This window comes from Pirellulaceae bacterium, from assembly GCA_019636385.1.
In the GTDB taxonomy this organism is placed as follows: domain Bacteria; phylum Planctomycetota; class Planctomycetia; order Pirellulales; family Pirellulaceae; genus Aureliella.
The window spans coordinates 172,266-199,021 of the sequence record JAHBXT010000003.1; the positions used below are offsets into that span (position 1 = coordinate 172,266).

The following is a 26,756-nucleotide window of genomic DNA, read 5'->3' on the forward strand; positions in this document are numbered from 1 at the left end:
CCGACAGTGCGAATTCAGTGGTTGTGCGTGTTCTGGTGCCTGGTAGGTTCGCTGCAAGCAGCGGTGCCTGATGTGTCGTTCCTGTTTCCTGCTGGCGGTCAGCGCGGCACGACGTTTTCAGTGACAGCCACGGGCAAGTTTGACTGGCCAGTCCAAGTAGATGCGCCTGGATTTCAAGTAGCCCTGGGCAGCGAGTCGGGCAAGTTGGATGTTACCATTCCTAGCGATCTGCCGGTGGGACGCGTCTGGTTGCGACTATTCAACACCGATGGAGCATCCAACCTAATGCCGCTGTTGGTCAGCGATCTGCCGGAGCTAATTGAGGCCGAGCCGAATGATGCACCACAGAGCGCACAGGTCGTCCAGCAGTTGCCAGTTATTGTCAATGGTGTACTCAAGGGTGCCGACACCGATGCATTTAGTGTTCCCCTTGAGGCCGGTCAAACGCTAGTGGCGGCTATCGACGCGCATAGCCAGCTAGGCTCGCCAATCGACTCTGTGCTTCAAATTACGCTGCCTAACGGAATCGTGGTAGCCGACAATCATGACAGCCTGGGCCTGGACCCGCGCGTCACCTACACAGCTCAACAGTCTGGACGCGTGCTGGTGCGAGTATTCGGGTTCGCATCGGAGCCCAATCAGAGTATCGCCTTGCAGGGAGGTGCCAATTGTATTTATCGCCTGACGATGACCGTTGGTGCTTATATTACTCACGCGACAACGCTGGCTGTCAGCAACCACCTACCGGGGGATGTTGAATTGTTGGGTTGGAACATCCCGCCTGGAACTCGTACAGCGCTGCCAGCAGACTGCGGTGGTGGACTATTGACAGATGCCCCATCATCATCGGACGTGATCGCTTCGCAATGTTCGTTAAGCGAACGCGAGCCAACCGACAGCATGCGTATTTCTCCTGATGCGCGAATGGCAATTGTCACGCTGCCGCAAGCCGGCGGTTGGGCTCGAGTTCGTGTGGTACCGTATTCGACGCTGACGCGCATGAGAGATTTGGCTAATGACCGAGCGATGCCGCTTGAATTGCCGACTTCAGTAACCGGATGTTTGCATGACAAGGCTCAACGAGATCGCTATCATGTGCATCTACAAGCCGGACAAACGCTGGTAGCTACGGCCGAATCGCAGAACTTTGGACTATTGCCCGATCTGCTCCTGCGGCTATCCGATGCGACAGGCAAGCAGATTGCCGAAGTTGACGATAGTGGTGGCCTGCGCGATGCTGTCCTAAACTACACCGCCACTATCGATGGAGACTTTATGCTAACAGTCAGCGATCGATTCGGTGCCGGAAATGACCGAGCCTACTACTTGCTGACAGCCAACATCGAGCAGCCCGACTTTGAATTGACTGTAGCAGCGGATCGATTGACGATTCCAGCGACCGAGCCTGCCGAGTTGCCAATTGCAATTGTGCGCCGCGGAGCTGCGGGACCGATCACGATCCGAGCTGTTGGTTTACCCGAAGGAATTACGGCGGAGGTTGTCGAATCTCCGATTGAGGGCGATGCGGCAAAAAATGTGAAGCTTAAGTTATCGGGCAATGGTCAGGCTTACTCTGGCTGGATACAAGTTGTAGGTGAAATGAGTCAACCAATTCCCAGGCGGCGTGTTGCCTTAGCGCCTCCGCGTTTGGGCACCGCTTTTTCAAATGTATGGGTGACTGCGTTGCCGCAGCAACCTTAACTCAATTCAGGAATTAAACGACAGGAGCGGCCAGCGTGTTTGAGTCCGAAGCCAATCTCAACCGATTCTTACGGCAGTACCTTAAGTTGGTCACCTCCGATCTGAGCGAAGAGCAACTTGACCAAGCACCTATTTCCGGCTTTCATTCAGTGCGTTGGATTCTGTGCCACTTGGCGATTGCAGGCGACATGGGGCTGCTGATGGCAGGTCGCAACAAGCATAGCCCTTCGGGTTGGCGCAAGGCTTATGGGCCGGGTTCGGATGGTCAAATCCATCCCCAATTCCGCCCCACGAAACAAGAGGCGTTGTCGCTGCTGACTGAAATCTACGAGGATTTATCCGGAGCGGTCCAAATGTGCTCGCCCGACATGCTGAATCAAGCTCATCAGCTCGAACTGCTAAAACAATCCGTACTGCAAACCAACCAGCACTTGCTGGCGCATTTGCTGACAACGCACTTCGCAGTTCACCTGGGGCAGATATCGACACTGCGTCGTCAGTTGGGTCTGCCGCATCTTTTTTAATGAAGGGACGATGCAGTAGAGTTGCTAACGGCCCAGACGACTAAGACGATTTGTTCTCAACTTGAATTGCCGAATTCGACCGCTGAGATTTTTTCCAACTCCGCCAACATCGCCGTAGCTTGACGGCGGAGGATATACCGCGCCCAACCCAACCGGGCGGTAGGGCCACGGTACGTGACAGAGAATGCCGCTCCGCCCTCCATGCTTGCTTGTATGGCTCGTCTCCCCGCAGAAAGTCGAATTCGCGCTTGCCGCGCCCAATGGTCTCGCGGATGGCAGCGGCGTAGATAAGGTGGCCGGGTTCAAGTTTCATGTGCCGCGTATCTATTCCGGATTGGTATGAGCAACTCGCGTGTTGCGAATCAAACATCAGCAATGTCGCCAACGGCTGTTGTTGGTAGAACATGATCGGTAACCAAGCCTGCCCCTGACAAGCAAATTCTAGCGTAGTAAGTCTAAGGAAATTCTCGTAGGCTGAGTCAGCAAAGCAGCCAGGCTGTCCCAACTGCTGCCGGCGTTGCTGGTGTAACTTGACAAAGTTAGGCCAAGCATCTTCGATTTCCGCTGGTGTGCGGCAGATACGTAGCTCGAATCGCGAGTCAGCCAGGACACGGAGAAATTGCCGAAACTTGCGACGCATATGCTTACCTAGGGACGCTTCATAAGTCGCGAAGTCGCCAGGTAACGTGAGTCGCCATGAGCTGTCAATCTCCACCGAGTCGATCAACCAGCCACGACTGCCAAGCACCTCAAAAAAGGCTCGCCACTGCGGACAGTCAGTACTGTGGCCATCCACTTCAATCAACGTCGGTAAATCCAACCGATTGCGTGGCTGACGATCAAACCACTCAGCTACTGCCAGGCCAACCTTCGTGGAAAGCGCCTTGGGGCTGATGGCACGTTGATAGTCGCTACATAAGGCATCACTTCCCATGGCTCGCCACCAACGCATGCCATGTCGGAACTGCTGAAACCAAAGCGAACAAGCCACGGTTCGTTGTTTTGCATCGGTCACTACCAGCGCCGCCTGATCAGTGCTAGTCACTCCCGATTGATGGCGATGAAAATGATTCCAAGCATTTAGCAGCCAGATCGGCTGTTGCATGAAGCAGTCCGCTGCCAGTTCTCTCCAAGTTCCGTGCCACGCTTCAAGCTCCTGGCACCTGCTACGCTGGACTGTCAACTCCCCTTGCGGCTCTCGGCAGCTTTCAACGTCCAGATCAACACACCAGCCAGTCGCGGCTGGCTCAGGTTGTCCCTTTTCCAGGGAAGCGGTTGATTCCATTATCGAACTCCTTGTGCCACTGCGTTCAGTGGGTTAGGCATTGCTGAACTTGACGGTTGACGAAATAGCCGTTCTCGCAAGAACTTGGCCAGTGGTCGTTCCAGACCATACGCTGCCAGGGTTGACACGGCGATGGTGAATGGCAGCGCCAGTGCGAAGCTTACGACTGGCGGCACACCCATGCCTTCGTTAATCCAGTGAATGAAGACACAGCCAGTGTGATAGTGCAACAGATAAACCATGTAAGAAATGCCACTGATGAACACTAAGGGTTTGAACCGCAGGAACGGCACATTACCATAGAGACTGGCCGCGAGAAGTGCCGTAAATCCAACAGACACGACCGGGTTGAAGCTACGATGATCGGTTAGGTGAAGTACGATCAGACTGGCCATCACGCACCATAAAGTCTTGCGATGTCGCCATGCCCACCCTGGCAAAGAACTTGACCCACTGGCTGAACGTTGAGTATCCGCCTGCCAACACTGCTGCAGTAGAATCCCGATTGCAAATTGTGGGAAGTAATCCAGCAACAAGATTCGGCGTACCAACGTGGCAGAAACTACCAACGCTGACTCGCTGCCTAAATGTGTTTCCAGGTAGTCGATACCCAAACAACCTACCAAGCACACAATCAGCGCCGCCGGGATGCTGCGCAGCGGCTTATCTAACCATCCACACAGGTAGAAGAAGATTAGCAAACCGTAGAACAAGATCTCAATCTGTAGCGTCCACATCACCGGCTCGAGACACTCGTAACCAAACAGATTGGGCATAACCGTCAAATTGGCCAGCAATTGCGGCCAGGTCCAACCGGGACCGGTGGCCAGTGGCTGGCAGGTCATCAGCACGAGGTTCAGCGCCAGCACAATGTAGTAGCATGGCAGAATCCGAAGGCATCTGGCCGACAAGAACTTTCCTGCATCCTGTTTCTTTGCCAGCGTAAGCGCATTGACTGCTCCGCTGAGCATGAAAAATAACAGCACTCCGTATTTGCCGTAGGGAAAATCGAACCCCAGTGGAGTTGAGTAGCCAAACTTGGCGCTGTACAGATGCGTGAAGTGGAACACCATCAAATTGATGGCTGCCAACGCGCGCAACGCATCCAATTCGACAATTCTGGTGCGTTTTACAGGGACAGTTAACGATTCCGCATGCATTTAGATTCGAGTACTAGCGAGCGCTGGCAGAGCACATCGCAGGCAGCGCTCCGCGACTGAAGAAGCCTGGCTGCTGGCCCTAGACATGCCGACGATTAAATGAGGCATTTGACGTGCTGAAGCTTAGGTTATGGCGTCACATGAGGCGTGGCCGAGTATCGCTTGGAACACCTGGTCCACGCGGTTGTGGCTGACCACTACCACTGACAATCGTCATAATGCTGACATTCGTTTTCGACCACTGGCCCGCCACGTTCTGCTGGTAACGGATATACTAGCAATTAGGCTGGCAGACAAAGACACTTCCAGTCTGGTGCTTTGTTAGAGCTGAATTGTTACCAGGGCGGGTGAAGTCGATCTTGGTACCGCTGGCAGCATTCTCTACGATAGATCCAGCGTGGGCAGACTGGTCCGCCTACGGATTCGAAAAACCCCAATGGGAGACTGGGCTAGACCGGCCTGTGCAGTATGGATATCCGCAATCGAACCTTAGGCATGTTGGCATGTGCTGTATTGACCGCAAGCTGCACTAGCCCATCATCAATAATCGCCGCCGAGTTACTGACGATCGGGTCACCAGCACCGGCGATCGATATCGAGCACTGGATCAGTAACGGAGAGGGGCGTTTCAAACCCGTACAGAAGTTTTCTCCAGGCAAAGTGTATGTTATCGAGTTTTGGGCAACATGGTGCGGCCCGTGTGTCCGAAGTATTCCACAGTTGGCGGCCTTGCAGCAGCGTTATGCGGACCAAGGATTGCAGATCATCAGCGTCAGCAACGAAGACCGGGAAACCGTGGATCAATTCTTACAGCGGACAGTAGTTGACTCCAAAGACGAGACGACTTACGCGAAATTGACGTCGGCCTATTGCCTCACGACCGATCCAGACGGCTCGGTTCAAGAAGACTACATGGTAGCAGCGGCGCAGAGCGGGATACCAACTGCGTTTCTGATTGGCAAGGATGGCGTGATCGAGTGGATCGGGCTGCCTAGTGACATCGACGAACCGATTCAGAAGGTACTTCAAGGAACTTGGGACCGCGCTGCGGCACGAGCCGCCATCGTAGCTGAACAACGTCGAATGCATGTTCAAACGGCCATCGGCCAGGCGATGAGCCGAGGCAACGTCGACGCGGCACTCAAGATCATTGCACAAGCCAAAATCGACTATGCGGATGATCGTGAGCTTGTCGAGCTCTTGAACTTTGCCGAAATACAAGTTCGCGTCTTTCCTGCCACTCGGTTGGCCATGGAAGGCAAGATCGACGAGTCGCTGAAAATGCTGGAAGAGTTGAAGGCTTCATCGCCTTCACAGCAACAAGAGATAACTGAAATTCAGTTCAGCGTCCTATTGCATGGCCAGCGCTTTGACGCTGCCGCCAAGACACTGGACGCGATTGTAGCTAAAGAATCAGATGCAGAAAAGCTGAATGCAATTGCCTGGTCGTTGTACGAAGCAGCTAGCGATACCAAAGATTTCTCGGAATCGTTGCTGGCCGCAGCAACTCGGACTGCCAGTAAGTCGATTCAGTTAGCGCCTCATGACGCTACCGCATACGATACACATGCGCATTTGTTGCATCGCCAAGGACAGCGAGATGCTGCCATCGAGGCACAGACACGAGCCGTTGAACTGGCCGACGAAACAATGCGGGAGGAGTATGCCGCATTCTTAGAGCAGATGAAAGCGGAAAAAACCGAAGCCCAGTAACTGGGGTCCACAATTTCTAACGTCGTCAGGCTGGCTGGTGTGTTCGGGTCGCTAGCCGCTGGACCAACTGCGCTGCCTGTCCCGTGTCGATCGCAGCAGCGATTTTCTGTGCACAGTCAGCCAACGATAGGTTGGACTGTACAAGCCACAGCGCAGCTGCTGCGTTCATGACCACGACGTCACGACACGCCCCCCGTTGTCCCTGCAGAATGCGGCGAATGCAGGCTGCACTGCTAGCTGGATCATCAGCCCACAGCTCCGTGCGCGGGGCCGAGCGGACTCCAAAATCCTCGGCCGTCCACAGGTGTTCGCGAATTTCATGGGGCGTAACCTCTAAGACTCGCGTCGCGGCAGAAATGGAAATTTCGTCGACACCGTCTTGGCCGCGCACGACCAGCGATCGCTGCGTCCCCAGCGCTTGCAGGGCTAGCGCCAGCATGTCCTGCATTGCCGCGTCGCCGACGCCCAAGACTTGGCACTCAGCACCAGCTGGATTTGCCAACGGTCCCAAGCGATTAAAGATGGTCGGATGACCCAATTGCCGGCGCACGGCTGCCACATGCTTCATGGCCGGGTGAAACAATGGGGCGAAACAGAAACAAATCCCCACATCGTCCAAACACCCCTGGACCACCTCCGGAGGAGCGTCCAGGTTCAGCCCCAGTTCCGCCAATACATCCGCGGAACCGGTGCTGCTAGTGATCTTGCGATTGCCATGCTTGGCTACAGGCACGCCTGTGGCTGCCAAAGCCAGAGCAGCAGCAGTGCTGATATTGAACGTCTTAGAGCCATCGCCACCGGTGCCGCAGGTATCCAAAACTGGCCTCTTGGCCGATGAAATTCGCCGCATCGCGGCCCGCATTGCCAAGGCAGCTCCCACCAGTTCATCAACCGTTTCGCCTTTGGCCGCCAGGCTGCTTAGAATTTGCCGCACTAGGTTCTCGTCCGCGCTGCCGGAAAGCATATATTCAATTGCGGCCGACATTTCCTGTCTGGACAGGTCACGAAAAGCTTGGATCGCCGAAAGAATTCCGCTAAAATCAAACATTTTGAAGCTTGCCCTTGAGGTACGCTGCGGGACTATCGGTTAGGTTGATGTAGTGCTGGCGGCTCTCACTTCGACGTCACTCTACCTGCCGAAAGGAATGCCCGAGAACTCAGGATGCCCAGGAAGATTATCATAGACTGCGATCCAGGGATCGACGATGCCCTGGCGCTCAGCTGCGCATTATTTGATCCGCGGCTTGAAGTCTTAGCGATCACGGCGTGTGCGGGAACTGTCGATTCCGAACAAGCTACTCGCAATGTTCATGCGCTGGTCGAACGTCTTGACCCTCCGCTGATGCCGCGGATCGGCGCGGCCCTTGATCCTCAACAGGGTGCCGCCGTTTCCAATGGTTCAAATTTGCATGGCGAACACGGTTTAGGAACTGTGGCTTGGCAACCAATCACCCGTCAGCACTCAATTCCTAGCGACAAATTGCTGTGCGATCAAATGCGTGCACACCCCGGTGAAATCACCCTTGTCTGCACAGGACCGTTAACGGGTGTGGCCCAAGCGCTCAGTCGCGACCCGGCGATTTGCACGCTGGTCGACCGCATCATCATCGCTGGAGGTTCAGTTCGCTTGGAGGGCAATGTATCTGCCTGTGCTGAGTTCAACATGCACTTCGATCCGATCAGCGCGCAAGCCGTGTTTGGCTCACCAACCAGCAAAACCTTATTGCCATTGGAGGTCACGAGTGAACTCAGTTTTGGCTGGGAACTTGTCGACCGCCTACCGCCCAAGCACACCAGGATCGGCGCGGTTCTGCATGAGGTTGTACCTCATCTGTTTCGCTCAACCCGCCAGCGACTTGGTCGTGAAACGGTTGCCTTTCAAGCGCTCGCACCGATCCTGATGTTGCTGGACCCATTGCTGTTTCAAACTTCGGTGATGGCTGGAGATGTGGAGACCGCTGGCGAATTGACGCGGGGTGCCACGATATTTGACAATCGCGATCCTCGCCAGTGGCTGGATAATATGGAAGTTGCAATTAGCGTGGATGCCGAATCAGCGATGGACGCATTCGATAACCTGCTCAAATACTTGGCTCAAGACCACCCATCGTAGCCTCAATTCTGCACACGTTAGTCGTGGCCCCTGTGGTATGACACAGGGTTCTCCGGCTAGGCCGGTACACGGGATGCTGGTTAGGTAATGAGCCTTGGATTGATCCAAGATTCATCTGCATGCCGCCACGACTTGATTCCAACTTCACGATTGCGAGACAGCTTCTGTGCGTTGTATTCCAAAGCGCCATGTCCTGCCGCTTGGATGTTCGGCAGCTGAGCCACTGACCAGTTGGTGCCCCTGAATAAACCAGCGCAATGGCAATTCCTGAGATTGACTAATCCCGATCCGGCGCCCGCTTTTGACTCGCCAGGATTGGCGGCGCACGCTAGCGGGTGCTTCCTCAAGCCACATTGGTGCATCGCACGCCAAGTCGATGCCGTCCAGCAATCGATTCACGGCCATCGCCTGACATATCCGCCCTGGACCGCTGGTTAGACTCCGCAACCAGCTCACCTGTCGCTGACCAGCTTTGAGTTCTTCAAGCTGCCTTAGACGGCACATCATGTCCAGTCCCTCAACGGGCTCAATCGCTCGAATCAGTATTGCGCTGCCGATGCCGATCGGCTGAGTCACAATATTCAGACAGTGGTGCGTGTGAATCGGATAAACGTACAGACTACCGGCCTCAGCGAACATACTACGATTACTGCGGGTCAGCCCACGAGCGCTGTGGCTGGCTGCATCGTCTCTCGACAAGTAGGCTTCTACCTCAACGATGATCCCACTGAGCCGCTGGCCGTCCAGTTGTCGAACCAGCAAACTACCCAACAGACGTCGGGCGACAGCCCGCGGGGTTCCCTGGAACGCGCTCTTTGACCAGCGATTTTCAGGACTCATATGGAACGTGCTTTGCCTTCAAGTACCGACCCCGTGTGTGCCACCCTTTATCAACCATAAGCGTTACACCTTTATGTGTTAGTCGGGCTATGCGCGTTATTCGACTGAAAACGGCTCATTCAAAATAACGCTAGCAAAACCGAGTGGTTAGTCGATAGCTTTAGGGTTCGGTAGGCTCGCGTGCCGTGGGCATGTTTCGCCGAACCGACCGGCCAGCGACCGCTCCAAATCCGTTCGCACCGGTTGTCCACAGTGGCGCGTTTACTGATGCGCTACATGATCGCACCCATCTCCCAAGCTTCAAGGCTAAGTAATGAGCAAAAAAGATACCTTTCGCGTGGTTACGCGAGGTAGCGACGGATCGCTCCGAATTCGCGATTTTCCTTCGGCAGACTCGATCTTCAATTTGCATTCGCAAATTGGTGTCGACGACAGTAGCGCTGACCTGGCCCTGCGCGGGCTGCCTGTTTTCCGTGGACTAATCGGACCTATTCCGGAAGGCAAGAGTATCGTGCGCTACGAGTCCCCGGATGTATTTGAAACGGTAACTAAGGAATGGAGCAGTCAGAAGATTCGTCGCCGTCGACGACGCACTGACGCCCCCACGGACGAATTGGTTGATTCCAACGAGTGATGAGCAGGCTCCAGCAGGCCTTACGCAAGCGGAACAATCGTTGCAATCGGCAATGTTTTGCGATTCCTCCAGTCTTCACATGCGAACGTCGATAACTCACTCCGTGCCCAAGACGCAAAGCTAGCTATACCGGCTGCAATTCGCCCCAGGGCTGCGCCGCCATACTTGACGATCCGTTTCTGCAGTTCATCGCCATCCATTCCCTTAGAAGTGAACCGAGTTTCCTCATGTCCGACCAAGACGAGTATTTCGACTCAACGTTTGACGATCAGACTCGACAGACCGAAGGACGCAGCAAGAAACGTGATTCGGCCCAGGACGGACCGGGTGCCCAGTCTCCTCTGGAAACCTATTTGCGCGAGATCAACGCGACGAGCCTGTTGTCTGGCGAGCAAGAGCGCGAGCTGGCCCGTCGCATAGCCAAAGGCGATGTCGAAGCGCGTGACCACATGGTGCGTGCCAACTTGCGGTTGGTAGTCAACATCGCCCGAGGGTACGTTGGCAAAGGATTGGGACTACAAGACCTGATCGAAGAAGGCAATTTAGGCCTGCTCCGCGCTGTGGAAGGATTCGACCCCGAAATGGGCACGCGCTTTAGCACCTACGCCAGCTATTGGATCAAACAGTCCATCAAGCGCGCGCTGATTAATTGCGCCAAGACGATTCGCATCCCGGCCTACATGGTCGAGCTATTGTCGAAATGGCGTCGAGCTTCGGCGCGATTGACAGAGGAACTTGGGCGGGGGCCAACTCAGGAAGAAGTGGGCCGAGTGCTTGGACTGCCGAGAAAGAAACTGCCCATCATCAAGAAAGCCATCCAGATCTACAACAGCGCGCCACAGAATGACCAAACCGACGCAGGTTGGTCCCTGGGTGATTTGGTTATGGATGATCGGCTCAAGGCACCCGACGAGGAGCTGTTGGATCACGATGTGCTAAGTACTGTGCTGGAACTGTTGGACCACTTGGAGACGCGCGAAGCTACAGTGCTGAAGATGCGTTTTGGATTAGGGGATCAGCAGGCTCATACGCTAAAAGAAATCGGTCACGAACTGGGGCTAACTCGCGAACGTGTGCGACAAATCGAAACCGAAGCACTCGCCAAACTGGCACACGGTCTACGTGACCCCAAAGAGCGTGCCGGATTGGTTTAACCCGCCACGAGTTGCTCATATAACTCGGCATACGCCGCCACCATTTTTTCGACAGAGAACTGGCTGAGTGCTCGCTGACTGGCTGACCGCCCCATGCGCTGCCGCAATGGCGGATCGCTGAGCAATAGATTTGAGCAACGTGTCATCTGACCGAGGTTCTCAAGGTCATATAAATAGCCGGTTTCGCCTGGAATCACCAACTCGCGGTTGGCCTGTGTATCACGGGCCACGACAGGCAGGCCACTGGCCATGGCTTGCAGAATGCCACCGTTTTGACCGCCGCTCGGATCGGCACTCCACAAAAGATCGCAGGCGGACAACAACTGGTTGGCATCGCTGCGATGTCCTACAAATCGGACGGCATCTTGTGCCCCATACTGATCCCGTAGGTGTTGCAAGTGTTGCCGATATGGCCCATCTCCGATAATGACTAACCAAAAATCACGCAGCACAACTCGCAGCAATTCCGCGCACCAAATCAATTCTGGATATCCTGTGTTGGGCACCAAGCCTCCCACTGCTGCTACCAGATATTTCCGCGGCGGCAAATTCAACCTACGAAAGAACTCGTCGCGCTGCAACGGCGATTCCGGTCTTGAAACCGCATCGGCAATTACGCGATACCGTGCTTTGTGGGCTGCCGTTTGTTGCTCCCCTGCAAATTCTGCTGATGAACTTGCCACTTGCACCGAAGTTCCACGCATTAACTGCTGGTCCAGCCAGTGACGCCACGGTGGTTGATCATGGGCTGTGCCACCCCGCGTTGTTAACGAAATCGACCTCAGCGCCCCAACTGTCGCCAATCGTCCGTAGGTATTGGCCTGTGAAGACCAGGCATGCACGATGTCCGGTGCAAGATGGCGCAGTGCCTGACGCAACCGCCACCATGCGCTCGGGTCGATGTCCCAGCGCCTGCCGATTACATGCACCTGCACTCCGGCTCTTACCAACTCCTCTTCCAGCGGACCTGCGCTGGCAAGTGCGATGACATGGCTATCAAAGCGCTGCCTGTCCAAATGGCACGCTAAGAGCGACATTTGTTTGGCGCTTCCGCTGTGGGTTAGAGTGTCCAGCAAGTAGCAGACGCGGAAATTCATTGTTCAGTGAGGCTAAATGCTGTTCATCAAATTTGTAACAGCGGCTACGAATGGTGTTATAAGTTGAGGTTCATTGTCCACGCACGGTCTACGTTTTCGTGTTCACGCGATCGTTTGCCACAAGCGTCAATCCAAGATGCTTGGCCAATCCGCCGTCACCACAAACTGCTGCGCAGTGCTTACGGTAGGCTTGGCCGGCGATCTTGGTTGACTGTGCCAGTTGTGCCGGATTTCTGAGCCATTCTTGTACTTTAGCTCGCAGTTCACCTGCACTGCCATCAAAACAATTCTCCAAGCGGGTCTGCCCGTATCTTCCCGACCACTGAGCAGAGTGCGCAACCAGGAATGGAATGCCACTGACCATGCACGTCGGCAAGTACCACGATTGACCGCAGCCCGCTGTCGGAAGTAGACACAAGTCTGCGGCCTGCATGACTGTATCGACGCAGCTAAACATACCCGGTAGAACCACAATTCGGTGCAACCCCATGCCCTGCAGACAGTCGTAGAACGATTCTCGCTCTGGGCCGTCCCCCAGAATCCACAATCGCAGCCGACTCGACACCTCTAACAGACTTTCCAAGGCACCGACCACCAGCCTTAGGTTCCAACGACCATTAAACTCGGCGGGCACAATGACCAATTGGTCCTGTGTGTGCAACGCCAAGTCACTGTTAGCGTCGCTCAAGCAACTGCGGGCCGCGCGTCGCGCGCTAGGAGACCGATCGAGGGCTGGACCGGGCCAATCTGAGAAGCGAACAATTTTATCGGTTGCTCCAATCAGTTTTAAACACTGCTGCTGAGCGGCAACCGAGGTCACTAAAATGGTGGATGCATTCTCACAGCAATTAACCAGCGAAGCTCTCGCGGCATCGTCAAGCTGCGTGTCTGAGTCACTGGTGTCGGGGGTTGGGTCGTGCCGAACGACCGAGGGCCAGTGAGACTGGCTGGCGAACGTCAAAGCGGTTGGAGCCACCATATCACACGGGTCATCGCACCACAGGACATCAAATTGACGATAGTGCTGAGCCAACCAGCGCTGAACGTTGCGACGGTAAAGCCCCTGCCCCACCGAATTTGTAGGTGGTTGATCTATACGAACCACGTCCGTCCCCTCGACTCGGATTCTTGACGGCCAATCGGTGTGCCACTTGGGTGTTAGAACGGTTGTATGCCAACCTTCGTTCAACAGCCGTCGCGACTGAAGGGCCAGCCTCAACGAGTGGTCATTGGTATACGGCCAGTAGCGCTGAGCAACCACCAATAGCCGCTGCGACCGGAGGGGCAGTCTCGATTTGCTGGACAGCATGGTTATTCGGCTGACACGGATTGTATATCGCTTTCCTCCAACACAGCCAAAAATGGCAAATTGCGGTACAGATCGCGATAGTCCAAACCGTAGCCCACTACGAATTCATCGGGAATGCGAAACGCAGCGAAATCCGGCTGTACATCCACCATGTTTTTCCCGACCTTGTGCAACAGTACTACCGTGGCGACGCTCCTGGGTCGCATGGAGTCGATGCACTCCACGACAGCCTTGAGCGTCTTGCCGGTATCAAAAATATCATCGACAATCAACACATCACGATCTGTGACGTCCAACATCATGTCAGCCTTGATCCACAAATCGCCAGGCTTCGTACCACCACGATAACTGCTGGCTTGAATCAAACTGACGCGAACCGGCATCGTCAAGCGACGAATCAAATCAGCCAGCATCACCAGACTGCCGGTCATCACCGCCACTATGGTAATCGGAGATTCGCCGTACCGCTCCATGATTTCTGCGGCCATTTCGTCCACACCCGCGCGCAATTGTTCTTCGCTCAACAGCTCTCTCACGTTGTCTCTACCTTTTCATAGGCATTCATAAAAACTCCACTTCCACCGGTGCCGTGGTCCCCAGTGATACAAAACTCAGATCAATGGCTTGTCCCACCAGCTTTAACAATCCCTGGACGATGTTAAAATGACTGACGATGTGAATCAATAATGTAGGCGATTGTGACTCTTCTTTCGACCGACTAAGCACAGGTTGCCACAGATTATTTTCGCAAGTCTTTCAGCACTTATCTCCCCTACTGCTGAGTTAGTTAGATGAATGACACGCAGGCCGCTTCGCTTGTCTCACGCCAGTGCTTGGTTCGATTTGGCTGGCAGCAAGAGGTTGGCCGATTTGAATGGGACTCGCCAAGCGTCAATTCAGGCGAGAACAACCAGGACGATTTTATGCAGCGCGGCACCTGGGTAGTCGTGCGCAGCTATCGGGGGCTTGAAATCGGCCAATGCCTTGGTCCCTGCCGGTCTGGCGGTCCATTGGCTGGCAGCCTGCTCCGGTCTATGCAACCGGAAGACGAGTTCCTAAACGGCCACCTGCAACAACTCAGCCGCCTGGCACTTGAGCGCTGCACACAATGGCTCCAGCAAAATCAACAATCCGCTCAGTTGCTGGAGGTCGAGCCACTTTTAGACTGCCGGACCTTGCTGTTCTACTTTCTGGCCGATGTTGATAGCCAGGTCCATCAATATGTTGAGCAGTTGACGCGGATGTACGAGCAGCAAGCCGCCGACAGCGAATTCGTACTACGGGTTGGCAGGGGTTGCGGCCCGAATTGTGGTACAGACCAAGCTGCCCGAGGTGGTTGTGGGACCCCAGCCGGATGCTCGAATTGTCAAGTCATTTGCGGCGCTTCCTCTGCAAGGCGAGCCAGCGCCAGTCCTCTGCCTTCATGACTGCCGCCCCTGAGGCCAGTAGCCGATACGAATTGGCTGGTAACTGCCCTTTGCAGAAGCTGGCAACCGAGTTGGCCATCGCCTGGCGCCGGCAGCTCTCTTTAAAGGAGCTGCGCTTGCGAATGGTTGCCCAGACGGCGATGAGCCAGCCAGAGTTGGCTCTGTCAGGTTAAAGTGGCGTTTCCATTTTGGCTCGGTCGATTACCATCAATGGTTGTCACTCTGTTCGACACCCAAGCCGTATGCTCTTGCTATGACTGCCGCCGCACCACTGGTTCAAACTCTGCATCGCATCAACCGTCAGAAATCGGACCTGATCAGCCAGCTCCAGCGTTGCCCCAAATTGATCGCCGTAGCCCAAACACAGCTAAAACAGGCTCAGGATCATATTCAGGCCACTCGACAGAAGCTGACCAAGGCTCGATTGGACGCTGAAATGAAGCAATTGCAAATGAAAGAGCGCGAGCAGAAGATTCACAATTGGCGCGGAAAGATGAACGCTGCTAAAGAGAATCGCGAATATCAAGCTCTCAAAGATCAAATCGCAGCTGACACGCAAGCCAATGTTGTACTGTCCGATGAGATACTTGAGCTACTTGAGTCGATCGACGCGATTGGCGTCGAACTACAACAGGCCGAGGCCGACGCCAAAGCCAAGCAATCGGAGTGTGAACGAATCGTCGGCGAAGTAGAACAGCGCCGCCAAGTCTTGGAAAACGAGCTGGCGCGCGTACAAACGGAATTGACCGAAGCCGAGCTACAACTGAGTGGCGATTTCAAACGCGATTACCAGCGGCTGGTGGCTACCAAGAGCGATGACGCTATGGCAGAACTGGAAGGTAACTGCTGCGGCGGTTGCTGCCAAAGCCTAACACCCATGCTGATCGAACGTCTGACAACGGGTCAGTCCATTGCGTGTCCAAGTTGCGGCCGATTGGTTTATAAGAACCAAGACCGATAGCAGGCACAAGCTAGCCCACCGTCAAACGGATTGCAGACACCGTCCTAGGGATGGGAGAATGTTCGAGATCGAATTGTGCGGTCACCACGCTCTGGCGCGTGGCTAACGGTGACTTACTTACTGCGATATCGTGCGGACACGCTAGTCGAACGTCCCGAGTCTTGCTCGGAGAAAAAGCGATCGATGTTGCCAGCTAGAAGATAGGCAGCCTGAAGTTCTGCTGGCGAAAAAAATCGAACATTGCCAGTGTACTGCGACTCGATTCTGTTCTTATTGGCCAGTTGCTCCCAGCTCAATCCATTGGCCATGTGCCACGTGGCAGCTTGAGCGGTATTCTGCGGCACATGTCCCTGCCCCAACAGCGCACACAATTCCGCAACCCGAGGGTCGCCGTTGATCTGCTCGATGGGAACGATCTTGTACTTCATGCGCGGATTGGGATCGGTCTTGCCGTGTTCCAAACAGACGCAAGGAACGCTCAATTTGGTCGGCTTGTCGGGAGCCACGCGGAACATACCACCACCCATGCCGCCCATGCCCATACCGCCGCCCATACCGCCCATGCCCATGCCGCCCATACCCATGCCACCCATACCACCCATGCCGCCACCCATACCTTGACCACCGCCCATGCCCATGCCGCCCATGCCGCCCATGCCCATACCGCCCATGCCTCCCATGCCCATACCGCCCATCTGGCCGAGTACATGAACGGCGCCAAACGCCCCAGGGCGCGGGATGTCTAACGGCTGTTTCCCGTTGTTCTTGATGATCAGAGTCGCTTGCGAAGCGTCCTTGGGGATGAACCGTACGTCGATCCTGCCTTCTTCCAGTGCCTTAAAAAAATCGACGACTTCGACGGCATCCGAGGCGCCCGCCGCCTGTTTTTCAATAGACTCCCTGGGTTCGGCACCGTTGAGGCGTAACCCGTGTAGGGTCGTCAGCAGGAGTAACAGCGGGTAGATGAAAGTGAGTTTCATAACAATTCTCTTAGAGAGTCAGGTTGCGACGCATACCCTGTATGATAGTCGACACGGGCATTTTTCCAAGCAAATCACCACGCAAATCTCGGTCCATCCTGCCGGGTTCCGATTGTAACGACACCCAAGCAAGATGGCTAATTGCAACAATTCTGCTGTATTGGGCGGCAATTGTGCGGGACAGAACCTGTTTCTAGATATTTCTGAGTGAGCTAATGGGGCGCAACGGCTTGGCAGCCTTCGCCAGCTTTGTTACCTTTTTCGCCTCATGGTGCAGCGTTTTGCAACACAGATTTGAACACGGTCCTTACTCGATTGCTCTCGTTTTGAGAGGAAAGGTGAACAGTTTATGTCACTCTTAGTTGGCGAAGCCTTGGTGGGTGAAGGCGACGAGATCGCTCACATTGACCTGATGATTGGTAGCAAAAATGGTCCTGTCGGCGTTGCCTTTGCCAATGCCTTGTCTACTCAAAGTGCTGGCCACACAAATCTGCTGGCTGTGCTGACCCCCAACGTTGCCGTCAAGCCCTCGACGGTCATGATCACCAAAGTCACCATCAAGGGCATGAAGCAAGCGGTCCAAATGTTCGGTCCGGCCCAGGCCGCCGTGGCCAAGGCGGTCGCCGACCAGGTGGCCGCTGGCGTGATCCCCAAAGACCAAGCCGAAGACCTAGTCATCGTGTGCGGTGTCTTCATCGCTCCAACTGCTGAAGACAACGCCAAGATCTACAACTACAATTACGAAGCCACCAAGCAAGCGATCGCAGCCGCGATGACTGGCAAGCCCACCGCCGCTGAGATGATTGCTCAGAAGGACACGGCTCAGCACCCTTTCAAGGGATTTAACTAACTCTGATTAGTTCCAATTGTGGGATGGCGCCAGTGTGCGCTATCTGCGTTTGAAGCCACCCAAGCTAGCCGTGTGTTTCGCAATGTGCACACGGCTAGTGCCATTTTGGTGCCAGCGGTTTCAGCACAAGCTTACCAACACTGGCTCAGCGCCTTTGAAAAGATGTACCGCTCAAAATCATGCATCGCCCTCGCATCTTGATTCAACTGGACACCGACCCGCAGGCCAGTGTATTTGACGCAGTCGTGGCGGTCGATTCTCAAGTTGACCACCTGCTTCAGCACCATGGCGTTGACACGTCCAACGTGACTAGCCTTGTTCACGGTGCCATGTTCACCCGTGGACCCGAAGAATTGAAAAACACCGCCATCTTCATTGGCGGCTCTAACGTGACCGCTGGCGAGCAGTTGCTCAAGACAATTAAGTCTACCTTCTTTGGACCTGTTCGAGTGTCCGTCATGCTCGATAGCAACGGGGCCAACACAACGGCGGCAGCGGCTGTGCTGTGTGCGGGTAGACATATCCCTCTAGCTGGTCAGCGGGCTGTGGTTCTTGGCGGAACCGGGCCAGTCGGCCTGCGGGTCGCGCAGCTTCTGGCGCGGCAAGATGCCGAGGTCTGGCTGGCTTCGCGCCAACATTCAAAGGCAACGCAAGCCTGCCGATCGATTGAATCACTGCTGCCTGCCGACTGCAAGGGAAAAGTTCATCCAATGTCCAGTCAGGACGCCCACGACCTGCAACCAAACATGAATTCTGCCACATTGGTGTTTGCGTGTGGTGCCGCGGGTGTAACCCTGTTGAGTGAACAACAATTGTCGCAAGCTGCCAAGCTGCGCGTAGTCATAGATCTGAACGCTGTGCCGCCCGCTGGTATCCATGGCATCGATCCGATGGACAAGGCCAAGCAGCGTTCCAGCAGAATCGACTATGGGGCCATTGGCGTCGGCGGATTGAAGATGAAGATCCACCGGGCATCGATCGCCGCATTGTTCCAGCGGAATGATCTGGTACTGGATGCAGCAGAGATTTTCGAGATCGGCCGACAGCTTGAGCAAAAAAGCGAATAATTGATAATTGATAGTAGCAAATTGACAGTGGACAGTGGCCGTTGGTCCGGCGTCGCTTTTGGCTAAGGCGATTGGCCGAGTGGTGTGCCACACATATCGGGCTAGCTGGCGCGGCGAGCTGAACTGTGGGAATTCGCATCGCGATGCGCATGCATTGGCAACACGCGTGGTTGCAGCATCGCTAAGGCCCCAATGCGCCAGGCCCGACTGCTCTGACCATCCCATGCATGCTGGGATATCGCATCGACAATGCGCGTAGCAACGTCAACGGCCCGAGCTCCATCTTCGCCGCTGACAGCCGGTGTGCTGCCAGTCTGTATGCTCAAAGCAAAATCATTGTGCTCATCCAGGATTGCATTGCGTCCCAGCGCCGGCAGAGTTTCGACCGTAAAGTAGTGCTCGAAGATCCGATCCTTTTCAGCCATGCGCTGCGGTGCAGGCAGCTCATCCAGCGCCACCAGTCGTGCCATCACATCTTCGGAGGGGCGCATGATTTTGAGCGAATCTGCATTAAAGTCGATATCAGCATATCCAGCCGTTGTGTACAGACTCATACGTCTGGATGCTGCACTAGCCAGTCGCGATGCCTTCAGGTTGGCAACTAACCCGCTGGCGAATGTTAGCCGCGTTTCGGCAATGTCTTCATGGCTGCCCAGCAGAGCCATGCCACTGGCCTCAATGCGCTCAATCGGTGTTCGATCCAAAGACAGAATCAAATCCAGGTCGTGGATCATCAAGTCCATGACGACCCCGATATCGGTACTGCGACCACTGTAGGCGCCACAACGCTGGGCTTCGATGAACTTGGGCATTCCTAAATGTGGCAAGGCGGTAGTCCACTTGGGATTGAACCGTTCGACGTGGCCTGTCTGTAGCACGCGCACATGGCGCCTGGCAATTTGCACCAACCGATTCGCTTGATCGGTGGTGCTGGTCAGCGGCTTTTCTACGAGACAATGAACGCCGGCCCGCAACAATTCACTGGTGATTTCATAGTGACTGACCGTCGGCGCCGCAATTATGGCTGCGTCGATGCGACTTATCAGCTCGCGATAATCGGCTACCACCGGCAGATTGAGTTGAGCCTGGACCGTCGCTTGCGATTCCGGGCTGGGATCGGCTACGGCGACCACCTCAAACTGCTCGTTGCCATCAGCCAGCTTGGCGTGAATACGACCTAGATGGCCTCCGCCGATAATTGCTAGGCGAAGCTTACTCATGCCGCCTTTCTCCGATCGCGACCGCGACCATGGCGACCGCCTTGAGAATCCTGAATGAAGTCGAACAACACTTGAAGTTCTGGCATTAACGATCCACTGGCCATCAGGATCTCGCGAGCATGCTCCATGCCGACGCGTGATCGATACAGCAGTCGATAGGCTTCCATCAACGCCTTGATAGCCTCGGTCGAAAAATTCTTGCGTTTAAGCGCCACGACATTAACGGTTCGGGGTCGTGCCGGGAAGCCTTCCACCAACATGTAGGGAGGTACGTCATGCAACACTCGACTCAGACCACTCACAAAGCTGTAACAGCCGATAGATGCGAAGTGATGAACGGCTGCGCCACCACTGAGGGTAGCATCATGCTGAACGTGCACATGACCTCCCAGCATCACATTGTTGGCCATGATGACTCGGTCGCCCACCTTGCAATCATGCGCCACGTGGGAACAGGTCATCAGGTAGCAGTTGCTACCCAACTCTGTGATGCCATCCTCTTTTTCAGTCGCACGATTAATGGTCACGGATTCGCGAAATACATTGGCGTCTCCAATGATCACCTGTGTCGGCGACCCCTGATAACTTAAGTCTTGAGGTTCAGCACCAATGACGACGCCTGGAAACAGATGATTATCTCGCCCTAAAGTGGTGTGCCCCGTAAGCGTTACGTTGTTCTCAAGCCGCGTTCCACGCCCAATACGCACATGTGGACCGATGACGCAATGGTGACCCACGCGGACCTCGTCGTCCAGTTCGGCGCGTGGGTCCACAACGGCGGTATGAGCGATGATAGTGGCCATGGAGGCTGGCTTTCTAAATGGACCTTCTGGATGTAAATGTTTGGGCTGGTGTCGGCTGTTACTGTTCCGAACGCTGTCATGGATTGGCGTCAGGCGGCACAACGCATCGAACTAGTAGGATCGGCAGTTCTTGGGTGATGCAAATACAGCTCACGCAGGTGTCCCGCCAGTTGACCGTTCAACTGGTGACCACTTCCATGCGCCGTGACTTTACCTAGCAGATCAACGCCCACCACCGCTAGATCACCTACCACGTCCAAGACTTTATGTCGTGCACATTCGTCCGGGAACCTGAGCTGGTTGTTCACTGGTCCTGATTGATCAAATAGTAGCAAATCACGATTGGTCACATGCTTGGCCAACCCACGCGCCTGCAGCTGATCCGCTTGCTGTTGCGTGATGAACGTGCGAGCCGCTGCAAGCTGCTCGTAAAACACCTGTGGCGTTATCTCAGCCATGTAGGTTGCTTGGCCAATTGCGCTACCCGAGCCATAATCTAATTGATATTCGACGGTAAACCGTTCGGCCGGCTCAATTGTCAACCAAGCCCGCTGATCGCCCAGTCGAATCGTACGATCGACTACGAGAGTCGGGCGCGCCGCCGGAAGTTGTATCGTTCCTACATTCGAGAGTGCATTGGTAAACGCCAGGCTACTGCCATCCATGCCGGGTATCTCGGAGGCTGTGCAGTGAACCTGAATATTGTCCACGCGCAAGCCGGCCAGAGCTGCCATGACATGTTCGATCATTTCGAATTTCAGCCAACCGCTGCTCAAGCACGTTCGTAACGACAGGCCCTGGCAGTGTTCAAATACGGCTTGTACGCCGCGACTGTCATTCAAATCTTGACGGAAAAAGCGAATTCCTGTGCCAGCCGGAGCCGGCAGAAATGTCAACGTGTTGACTTGCCCGCTCCAGTAACCGCGACCGGTGACCGAGCAGGGACCCCGAAGCGTCGTCTGATTGCGAACAGGAGGATTACGGTGCATGAATGTTGCCCAACTGGAAATTGCCGATGCCTAGCCGGCCAGACCACTTTGCGAGTCCAGCGTCAACTCTAAACACTCCCAATTCAGCCCGCATCCAGCTCGACCAGTCTTGGGTACCAAAGGCCATCAGGCCGGATGCTGGGCGTGACTTACGTGAGTTGTCACAGACGCGATGTGCGTGGCAACTCGTTGACTGAGCACACTCTTTAGCGAACGACGCCATTGCCTTGGGGAGCGGCAGCAGATCGAGCCGGACTAGCCGCCGTGTTGGTGCCGAGCTGCTTTTGCAAGGCTTCCAAAACCCAGCCGGTCAAGTCAACGCCCTGGTCGAAGTAAACGACATTCTGCGACATCGCAACCTCTAGCGTCTCTGGACGCTTAGGGTCAACCGCTTGGCGACTGACTTGCATGACGACTTGTATTCCCGTTTGTTGACACAGATACTTGAGTAGATGAGTAATCTGTCCATGAACTTCGAACAGAATCTCCGCTTGTGCACTTTCGAATTCCTTGCGCTTCTTGACTAGCTCCAAACGAAACTCCGTGTCTTGTTCGGCGATCGCCTTTTCAGCACGATCGTAATCCGGTGTGCCTTCGTTGTATTTCTCTTTAAGTTGCTCCATCTGCTTAATAATCGACTCGCGCTTGGCCTGCATTTCTTTGTCAGCCGACTCCATACGCGACTTGACCGATTCCATCTTGCCCTTGAGCGTAGGATGGTTCTGCAGGATGTGGCCAATGTCCAGAACGCCAACCGTTCGCGATGCTGCAGCTTGGGCTTGCGCTGGAGCTTGAGACTGGGCCTGAGCCTGATTCTGAGCGGTGGCGGAAGACAAGAAACTGAGACCGCTGATTACGATCGCGGCAGCGAAAATCGAAATTCGCACGTGAGCACTCCTTGCTTTGGTGAGTCTTGGCCACTGCCAGAGCGTCTGGGACGCAGTCGAGCCAGGCCAGGTTGGGATTCGGGGAGCTTCCCCGCCGGGTTTGATCCATTCAATGCCCGTCAGTCGCAGTCCGTGTGGACTGTACGACTCGGCAGCATTTTTGCAGGCAGTTAGGGAGCGCGTAAAGGGCGATTCTCCCCAGTTCTTGAGCACAATCGAGATTTCTTGCCCCAGCTTACGCCAGCCCCACCCACTGGACACTCACGACCTACCTATATTTGTTGCTAGCAAAATCCGTGGTCATTGGACGTTTGGCCGCTGACCGTCGCTGGCAGGCTAGCCCCCATAACTGATCATCCCCAGCTGAATTGCTAATCCATTCTCCATTTTGATTCTCAATTCCTTCAGCTCGTCTTACTCTTAAGAATGCGCTCGCCGAGGGACTGAGAAAGCATCGTTACCCAGCGCAGCCATCGCGCTGGGTGAGGGTAAATCGTCAACAGCTTGCGACGATGAGCATCGTGCAGAATGTCTTCTGCTAATCGCTCAGGATCAAGTCCACGGATTTGCGCTCCACCACCGGGCTTCCTGACTTGCTCGGGCAAACCCTCCAAGTGCTGCAAGCTGTTATAGCGTGAACCAGCGTCGTCTCTGGCGATGGGGCCCGGGCAGCACAGCATTACGTGCACTTTTTCGTCAGCGAGCTCCAAGCGTGCTTGTTGTGCCAGAGCGGTCAGGCCGTGCTTGGCAATTGAATAACCACCTAGAAAGCGTGGTGCAAACAGGCTGGAGAGCGAACCAACCATGACCAGGACACCCTGTCGCTGCTTCAACGACTCCGCAAAAAACTGCACTGTATGCAGACTGGTAACGACATTCGCATCGACGAGTTCAATCAATCGTTGTCGCGAGAGTTCACGAAGCTGCCCGCGATCGCTTAATCCGATCGACTGAACAAGCAGATCAATGTGCCAAGTCTGTTCTGCTAACTGCTGCGCGCATGTGGCGGCGAAACGAGCGTCAGCTAAGTCGGCCAGCAAGGTTGTCACGATGGTCTTGCCTGATCCACCGCTTTGGGACAATTGCCGTAGCTCGTCTGCGGCAGCTTCCAACCGATGCGAACTGCGAGCGACAATCACCAATCGACCGGCGCCTTGAAGGATCAACCGCCGGGCAATTGACAGGCCCAAACCGCTCGACCCACCTAATACAACGGCGGTCTTGTCTGTCCATGCAGGCATTGAAGCATTTCCCATTGCCGGATATACCAAGCAACCACGCTCGGGTTCTTGGGGGAACCGCAACCGCGTGTTCGAGCTGCGGATCGACTTATTTACGAGGTAGGCAAAATGTACCCGTTTGGGCGAATGATAAAAGAGATGATCGCACACCGTCGAGCTCCACCGATGGGGCCTTTCGATGTCCATCACTCGTATCACCGCTGTTGGCCATGGGATTTAGACCCCTGGATGGAGCTGAATAATGGCCGAACGCTGACGCTTTACGATTTGGGGCGAATTCCCATGGCAGTCCGCATCGGCCTGGTCGACGCGCTGCGATCCGCCAAATGGGGCCTGACAGTGGCTGGAGTATCGGTGCGGTATCGTCAGAGGATTCGCATGTTCGAGCGTGTGGCCATGCAAACGCGACTGATTGGTTGGGACGACCGCTTTTTGTATATGGAACAGAGCATGTGGAATGGCAAGCTGTGCGCAAACCACATCTTGGTGCGCGCGGCTGTGGTTGATTTTGCTGCAGGCGGCATCGTTGCACCCGAGCGTGTCGTCGAGCGATACAAGCCGGGGCTGGTATCGCCGCCGCTGCCGGACTGGGTACAGCAGTGGATCGCGTCTGAGCGGGCTAGACCCTGGCCTCCAGTGGCTGTGGATCCCCCCGCCTGAACCAACACTTTCTCAGGTCGCGGGCGACTCTGCAGCCCGATTACGAGAATCTCGAAATTGAACCCGCCTTTTCCAATTGTGACCTTGACAAAAACTCCGAGAGAGCAATACTGAGACTTAGTATCAATAAGCAGCTGAATTTAATCACGATTTGCTGTTTAATTGAAGGGTGCCTCACGGGAGCGGCAGACTCGCCGTCGCTCGACTAACCACGCATATCATTCAAACGCTCTAAAGCCATTTTCGGAGCGGCAAGAAGGAGTTGGGATATGTTCAGCCGTGCAACAGTTACTGATTTCCAGAATCGCCGGCCTACGACCGCAAATTCCAGTCGGCCTGCGGGCCAGGCATGCTTAATCAACCATCAAATCGTTAGTCGACCGGCCGCCTGCCCTCCACGCACCGCCTTTACGCTGGTCGAGCTTCTGGTTGTGATTGCCATCATTGGCATTCTGGTTGGACTATTGCTGCCGGCCGTCCAAGCTGCTCGCGAAGCGGCGCGCCGGATGAGCTGCTCGAACAACCTGCGGCAAATCGGCATCGCCCTACATAACTACGAAAGTGCCGAGCGAGCGTTTCCGCCGTCGACCATCACCACTGGCGGTGCCGCCAGCCAACCATGGTCGGCTCAGTCTTTTCTGTTGCCCTATTTGGAAGGGGCGAATGTCTCTGCTCTGATCGATCATTCGCTGGGGTATCACCATGGCACCAACAAGTCGATGTTCCCACCTAACGGCGTCGCAGCACTCCGCATTCCCATGTACCTGTGCCCAAGCGAGCCCAAAGATCAGGTCCGAACAGACGGTAATGGCGCGCCAGAGCATTATCCAATCAATTACGCACTGTCTGTCGGCAAGTTCTTGATCTATAACCCCACCAACCGCACCGATGGCGGGGCCGCATTTGCCCCCAATCGTCGTACCACTCCGGCAGCATTTACCGATGGATTAAGCAATACAATCGGGCTATCGGAAGTTAAGGCTTATAACCCGCGATTTCAAGACGTCCCCAACATGCCTACCACTGCACCTACTTCCGCTGCTCAGGTAGCCGCAGCTTATACAGGCGGCGCATGGGCTCCTGACCGAAGTCATACTGAATGGGTTTGCGGACGAGCAATTCATGTTGGATTTACAGCCACATTTACCCCCAACACGGTGGTGGCCTATGAGAGAGACGGCGTCAAATACGACATCAACGTTACAACCTCTCGCGAGGGGATCAGCACGTCGCTACCGACTTATGCAGTCATTACGTCGCGCAGCCATCATTCTGGTGTCGTGAATACCATGCAAATGGATGGTTCGGTACGGGCCGTTGCCAGCACCATCGACGTCAACCTCTGGCAAGGTCTCAGCACCATCAACGGCGGGGAAGCCCTGACTACACCCTAGTAGGTTGCTCAGAATACCTTCGGGGCTAGCCGTCCACGCAAGTCACCGGGCGGAACAAGCCAAGTCGATATAAACGCTCCCGGCAGCACACAATCAAACGCCAAGCTCGCACGAAAGCTGGAACTCGATACTTTGCCTCGACGCCAGCCAACTGACTGCGTATAGGCAACTTGGGGTGTGGACCGACACGCGCAGACTAGCCAGCGATTTCGGCGATTTCGACGCGAGTGAAGCTCTGGCGGTGGCCGGTGCGTCGCTTGTAATTCTTTCGACGGCGAAACTTTTGTACGTAGATCTTTTCGCCCTGTTCGACGCCCAATACTTTGGCAGTCACCGTGGCACCGCTAATTTCCGGCGTCCCCAGTTTCAGGCCTTCGTCGCCACCAATTGCCAGGACCTTGGTGAATTGATAGGTATCTCCTTCCTGCAAATCAGAGCGCAGGTCAATGTCGAGCCTTTGGCCTGGAGTAACCTTGATTTGTCGAGCACCATCAACGACGATCGCGTACATGAAACTTATCTCTATGGAAAACTGCCACAAAAAGGCAGGCGCAGGGCTGCTGTGCGGAGCCCGATCTGCCGCCTGCCACGAGCCCGAATTTTACAAAACAGCCCACCGGTCGTCGAGGCCTAATGGCGCCCCGATTCAGGCCGCGCAAACCTGCTATGGCAAGACTTTCCTAAACCGCCTCGATCTTAGCGGAAAGACCGTTAATCTCCCCAAAAAGTCGGTGCAGGATTCGGTTT

General features: G+C 55.0%; 27 protein-coding genes. 12 read left to right on the forward strand and 15 right to left on the reverse strand.

Annotated features, from left to right (window positions below; all coding sequences use genetic code 11):
- Positions 1-6 precede the first annotated feature (6 nt).
- Positions 7-1,701: a PPC domain-containing protein gene (locus KF752_11380; GenBank protein ID MBX3422145.1), complete on the forward strand. Its 1,695-nt coding sequence runs from the start codon at positions 7-9 to the stop codon at positions 1,699-1,701.
- A 35-nt stretch (positions 1,702-1,736) separates the two neighbouring features.
- Complete coding sequence (locus KF752_11385; protein MBX3422146.1) at positions 1,737-2,225, forward strand: DinB family protein; 489 nt, start codon at positions 1,737-1,739, stop codon at positions 2,223-2,225.
- A 40-nt stretch (positions 2,226-2,265) separates the two neighbouring features.
- Here the strand turns inward: KF752_11385 and KF752_11390 are convergent, their stop codons facing one another.
- Positions 2,266-3,510, reverse strand: coding sequence for a GNAT family N-acetyltransferase (locus KF752_11390; protein ID MBX3422147.1), 1,245 nt, complete (start codon positions 3,508-3,510; stop codon positions 2,266-2,268).
- Complete coding sequence (locus KF752_11395; GenBank protein ID MBX3422148.1) at positions 3,510-4,670, reverse strand: acyltransferase; 1,161 nt, start codon at positions 4,668-4,670, stop codon at positions 3,510-3,512. The genes KF752_11390 and KF752_11395 overlap by 1 nt, the downstream gene beginning before the upstream one ends.
- 561 nt (positions 4,671-5,231) lie before the next feature.
- Between KF752_11395 and KF752_11400 the strand changes: the two genes are divergently transcribed.
- A complete protein-coding gene (locus tag KF752_11400) occupies positions 5,232-6,383 on the forward strand; it encodes a redoxin family protein (GenBank protein MBX3422149.1) in 1,152 nt (383 codons plus the stop codon).
- A gap of 25 nt (positions 6,384-6,408) precedes the next feature.
- Here the strand turns inward: KF752_11400 and trpD are convergent, their stop codons facing one another.
- Positions 6,409-7,431, reverse strand: coding sequence for an anthranilate phosphoribosyltransferase (gene trpD / locus KF752_11405; protein MBX3422150.1), 1,023 nt, complete (start codon positions 7,429-7,431; stop codon positions 6,409-6,411).
- Between the two features lie 114 nt (positions 7,432-7,545).
- On the opposite strand from trpD, the gene KF752_11410 reads away from it, so the two are divergent.
- Complete coding sequence (locus tag KF752_11410) at positions 7,546-8,496, forward strand: nucleoside hydrolase (GenBank protein MBX3422151.1); 951 nt, start codon at positions 7,546-7,548, stop codon at positions 8,494-8,496.
- A gap of 144 nt (positions 8,497-8,640) precedes the next feature.
- Here KF752_11410 and KF752_11415 read toward each other — a convergent pair whose 3' ends face one another.
- Positions 8,641-9,336, reverse strand: a complete 696-nt coding sequence (locus KF752_11415; GenBank protein ID MBX3422152.1) for a DNA-3-methyladenine glycosylase — start codon at positions 9,334-9,336, stop codon at positions 8,641-8,643.
- Positions 9,337-9,649: 313 nt separating this feature from the next.
- On the opposite strand from KF752_11415, the gene KF752_11420 reads away from it, so the two are divergent.
- Both KF752_11420 and KF752_11425 read left to right on the forward strand, forming a co-directional pair.
- Complete coding sequence (locus KF752_11420; GenBank protein MBX3422153.1) at positions 9,650-9,970, forward strand: hypothetical protein; 321 nt, start codon at positions 9,650-9,652, stop codon at positions 9,968-9,970.
- A 227-nt stretch (positions 9,971-10,197) separates the two neighbouring features.
- Complete coding sequence (locus KF752_11425; protein MBX3422154.1) at positions 10,198-11,124, forward strand: sigma-70 family RNA polymerase sigma factor; 927 nt, start codon at positions 10,198-10,200, stop codon at positions 11,122-11,124.
- On the opposite strand, the gene KF752_11430 is transcribed toward KF752_11425, so the two are convergent.
- From KF752_11430 to KF752_11445, 4 genes are all read right to left on the reverse strand, one after another.
- On the reverse strand, positions 11,121-12,161 hold the full coding sequence (locus KF752_11430) for a glycosyltransferase (GenBank protein ID MBX3422155.1): 1,041 nt from the start codon (positions 12,159-12,161) through the stop codon (positions 11,121-11,123). The genes KF752_11425 and KF752_11430 overlap by 4 nt on opposite strands.
- 148 nt (positions 12,162-12,309) lie before the next feature.
- Positions 12,310-13,326: a hypothetical protein gene (locus KF752_11435; protein MBX3422156.1), complete on the reverse strand. Its 1,017-nt coding sequence runs from the start codon at positions 13,324-13,326 to the stop codon at positions 12,310-12,312.
- Between the two features lie 206 nt (positions 13,327-13,532).
- Positions 13,533-14,066 (reverse strand): hypoxanthine phosphoribosyltransferase, encoded by a 534-nt coding sequence (gene hpt / locus KF752_11440; protein ID MBX3422157.1) that lies wholly within the window; start codon positions 14,064-14,066, stop codon positions 13,533-13,535.
- 25 nt (positions 14,067-14,091) lie between these two features.
- Entirely contained in the window at positions 14,092-14,256 is a 165-nt protein-coding gene (locus tag KF752_11445) for a hypothetical protein (GenBank protein MBX3422158.1), read from the reverse strand.
- Between the two features lie 65 nt (positions 14,257-14,321).
- On the opposite strand from KF752_11445, the gene KF752_11450 reads away from it, so the two are divergent.
- Together KF752_11450 and KF752_11455 are read left to right on the forward strand one after the other, a co-directional pair.
- Positions 14,322-14,957, forward strand: a complete 636-nt coding sequence (locus KF752_11450; GenBank protein MBX3422159.1) for a hypothetical protein — start codon at positions 14,322-14,324, stop codon at positions 14,955-14,957.
- Positions 14,958-15,210: 253 nt separating this feature from the next.
- A complete protein-coding gene (locus tag KF752_11455; GenBank protein MBX3422160.1) occupies positions 15,211-15,918 on the forward strand; it encodes a phospholipase in 708 nt (235 codons plus the stop codon).
- 113 nt (positions 15,919-16,031) lie between these two features.
- Here the strand turns inward: KF752_11455 and KF752_11460 are convergent, their stop codons facing one another.
- Positions 16,032-16,898 carry a hypothetical protein gene (locus KF752_11460; protein ID MBX3422161.1) on the reverse strand — a complete coding sequence of 289 codons (867 nt, stop codon included), beginning with the start codon at positions 16,896-16,898 and terminating at the stop codon, positions 16,032-16,034.
- A 349-nt stretch (positions 16,899-17,247) separates the two neighbouring features.
- On the opposite strand from KF752_11460, the gene fae reads away from it, so the two are divergent.
- Positions 17,248-17,748: a formaldehyde-activating enzyme gene (gene fae / locus KF752_11465; protein ID MBX3422162.1), complete on the forward strand. Its 501-nt coding sequence runs from the start codon at positions 17,248-17,250 to the stop codon at positions 17,746-17,748.
- A 179-nt stretch (positions 17,749-17,927) separates the two neighbouring features.
- Complete coding sequence (locus tag KF752_11470; GenBank protein MBX3422163.1) at positions 17,928-18,815, forward strand: bifunctional NADP-dependent methylenetetrahydromethanopterin dehydrogenase/methylenetetrahydrofolate dehydrogenase; 888 nt, start codon at positions 17,928-17,930, stop codon at positions 18,813-18,815.
- 101 nt (positions 18,816-18,916) lie between these two features.
- On the opposite strand, the gene KF752_11475 is transcribed toward KF752_11470, so the two are convergent.
- The 5 genes from KF752_11475 to KF752_11495 form a co-directional block, all read right to left on the reverse strand.
- Complete coding sequence (locus KF752_11475; protein ID MBX3422164.1) at positions 18,917-20,035, reverse strand: Gfo/Idh/MocA family oxidoreductase; 1,119 nt, start codon at positions 20,033-20,035, stop codon at positions 18,917-18,919.
- The gene (gene lpxA, locus KF752_11480; protein ID MBX3422165.1) at positions 20,032-20,838 is read right to left on the reverse strand and encodes an acyl-ACP--UDP-N-acetylglucosamine O-acyltransferase; all 807 of its coding nucleotides are present in this window, start codon (positions 20,836-20,838) and stop codon (positions 20,032-20,034) included. Before lpxA ends, KF752_11475 begins: the two co-directional genes overlap by 4 nt.
- A gap of 89 nt (positions 20,839-20,927) precedes the next feature.
- The gene (gene lpxC, locus KF752_11485; protein MBX3422166.1) at positions 20,928-21,827 is read right to left on the reverse strand and encodes a UDP-3-O-[3-hydroxymyristoyl] N-acetylglucosamine deacetylase; all 900 of its coding nucleotides are present in this window, start codon (positions 21,825-21,827) and stop codon (positions 20,928-20,930) included.
- A gap of 206 nt (positions 21,828-22,033) precedes the next feature.
- Complete coding sequence (locus tag KF752_11490) at positions 22,034-22,714, reverse strand: OmpH family outer membrane protein (protein MBX3422167.1); 681 nt, start codon at positions 22,712-22,714, stop codon at positions 22,034-22,036.
- 404 nt (positions 22,715-23,118) lie between these two features.
- Positions 23,119-23,955 (reverse strand): SDR family oxidoreductase, encoded by an 837-nt coding sequence (locus tag KF752_11495; GenBank protein MBX3422168.1) that lies wholly within the window; start codon positions 23,953-23,955, stop codon positions 23,119-23,121.
- A gap of 165 nt (positions 23,956-24,120) precedes the next feature.
- Here KF752_11495 and KF752_11500 point away from each other — a divergent pair, with 165 nt between their 5' ends.
- Positions 24,121-24,615, forward strand: coding sequence for a thioesterase family protein (locus KF752_11500; GenBank protein MBX3422169.1), 495 nt, complete (start codon positions 24,121-24,123; stop codon positions 24,613-24,615).
- 269 nt (positions 24,616-24,884) lie between these two features.
- The gene (locus KF752_11505; GenBank protein ID MBX3422170.1) at positions 24,885-26,009 is read left to right on the forward strand and encodes a DUF1559 domain-containing protein; all 1,125 of its coding nucleotides are present in this window, start codon (positions 24,885-24,887) and stop codon (positions 26,007-26,009) included.
- A 196-nt stretch (positions 26,010-26,205) separates the two neighbouring features.
- On the opposite strand, the gene rplU is transcribed toward KF752_11505, so the two are convergent.
- Positions 26,206-26,520, reverse strand: a complete 315-nt coding sequence (gene rplU, locus KF752_11510; protein ID MBX3422171.1) for a 50S ribosomal protein L21 — start codon at positions 26,518-26,520, stop codon at positions 26,206-26,208.
- Between the last annotated feature and the right edge of the window lie 236 nt (positions 26,521-26,756).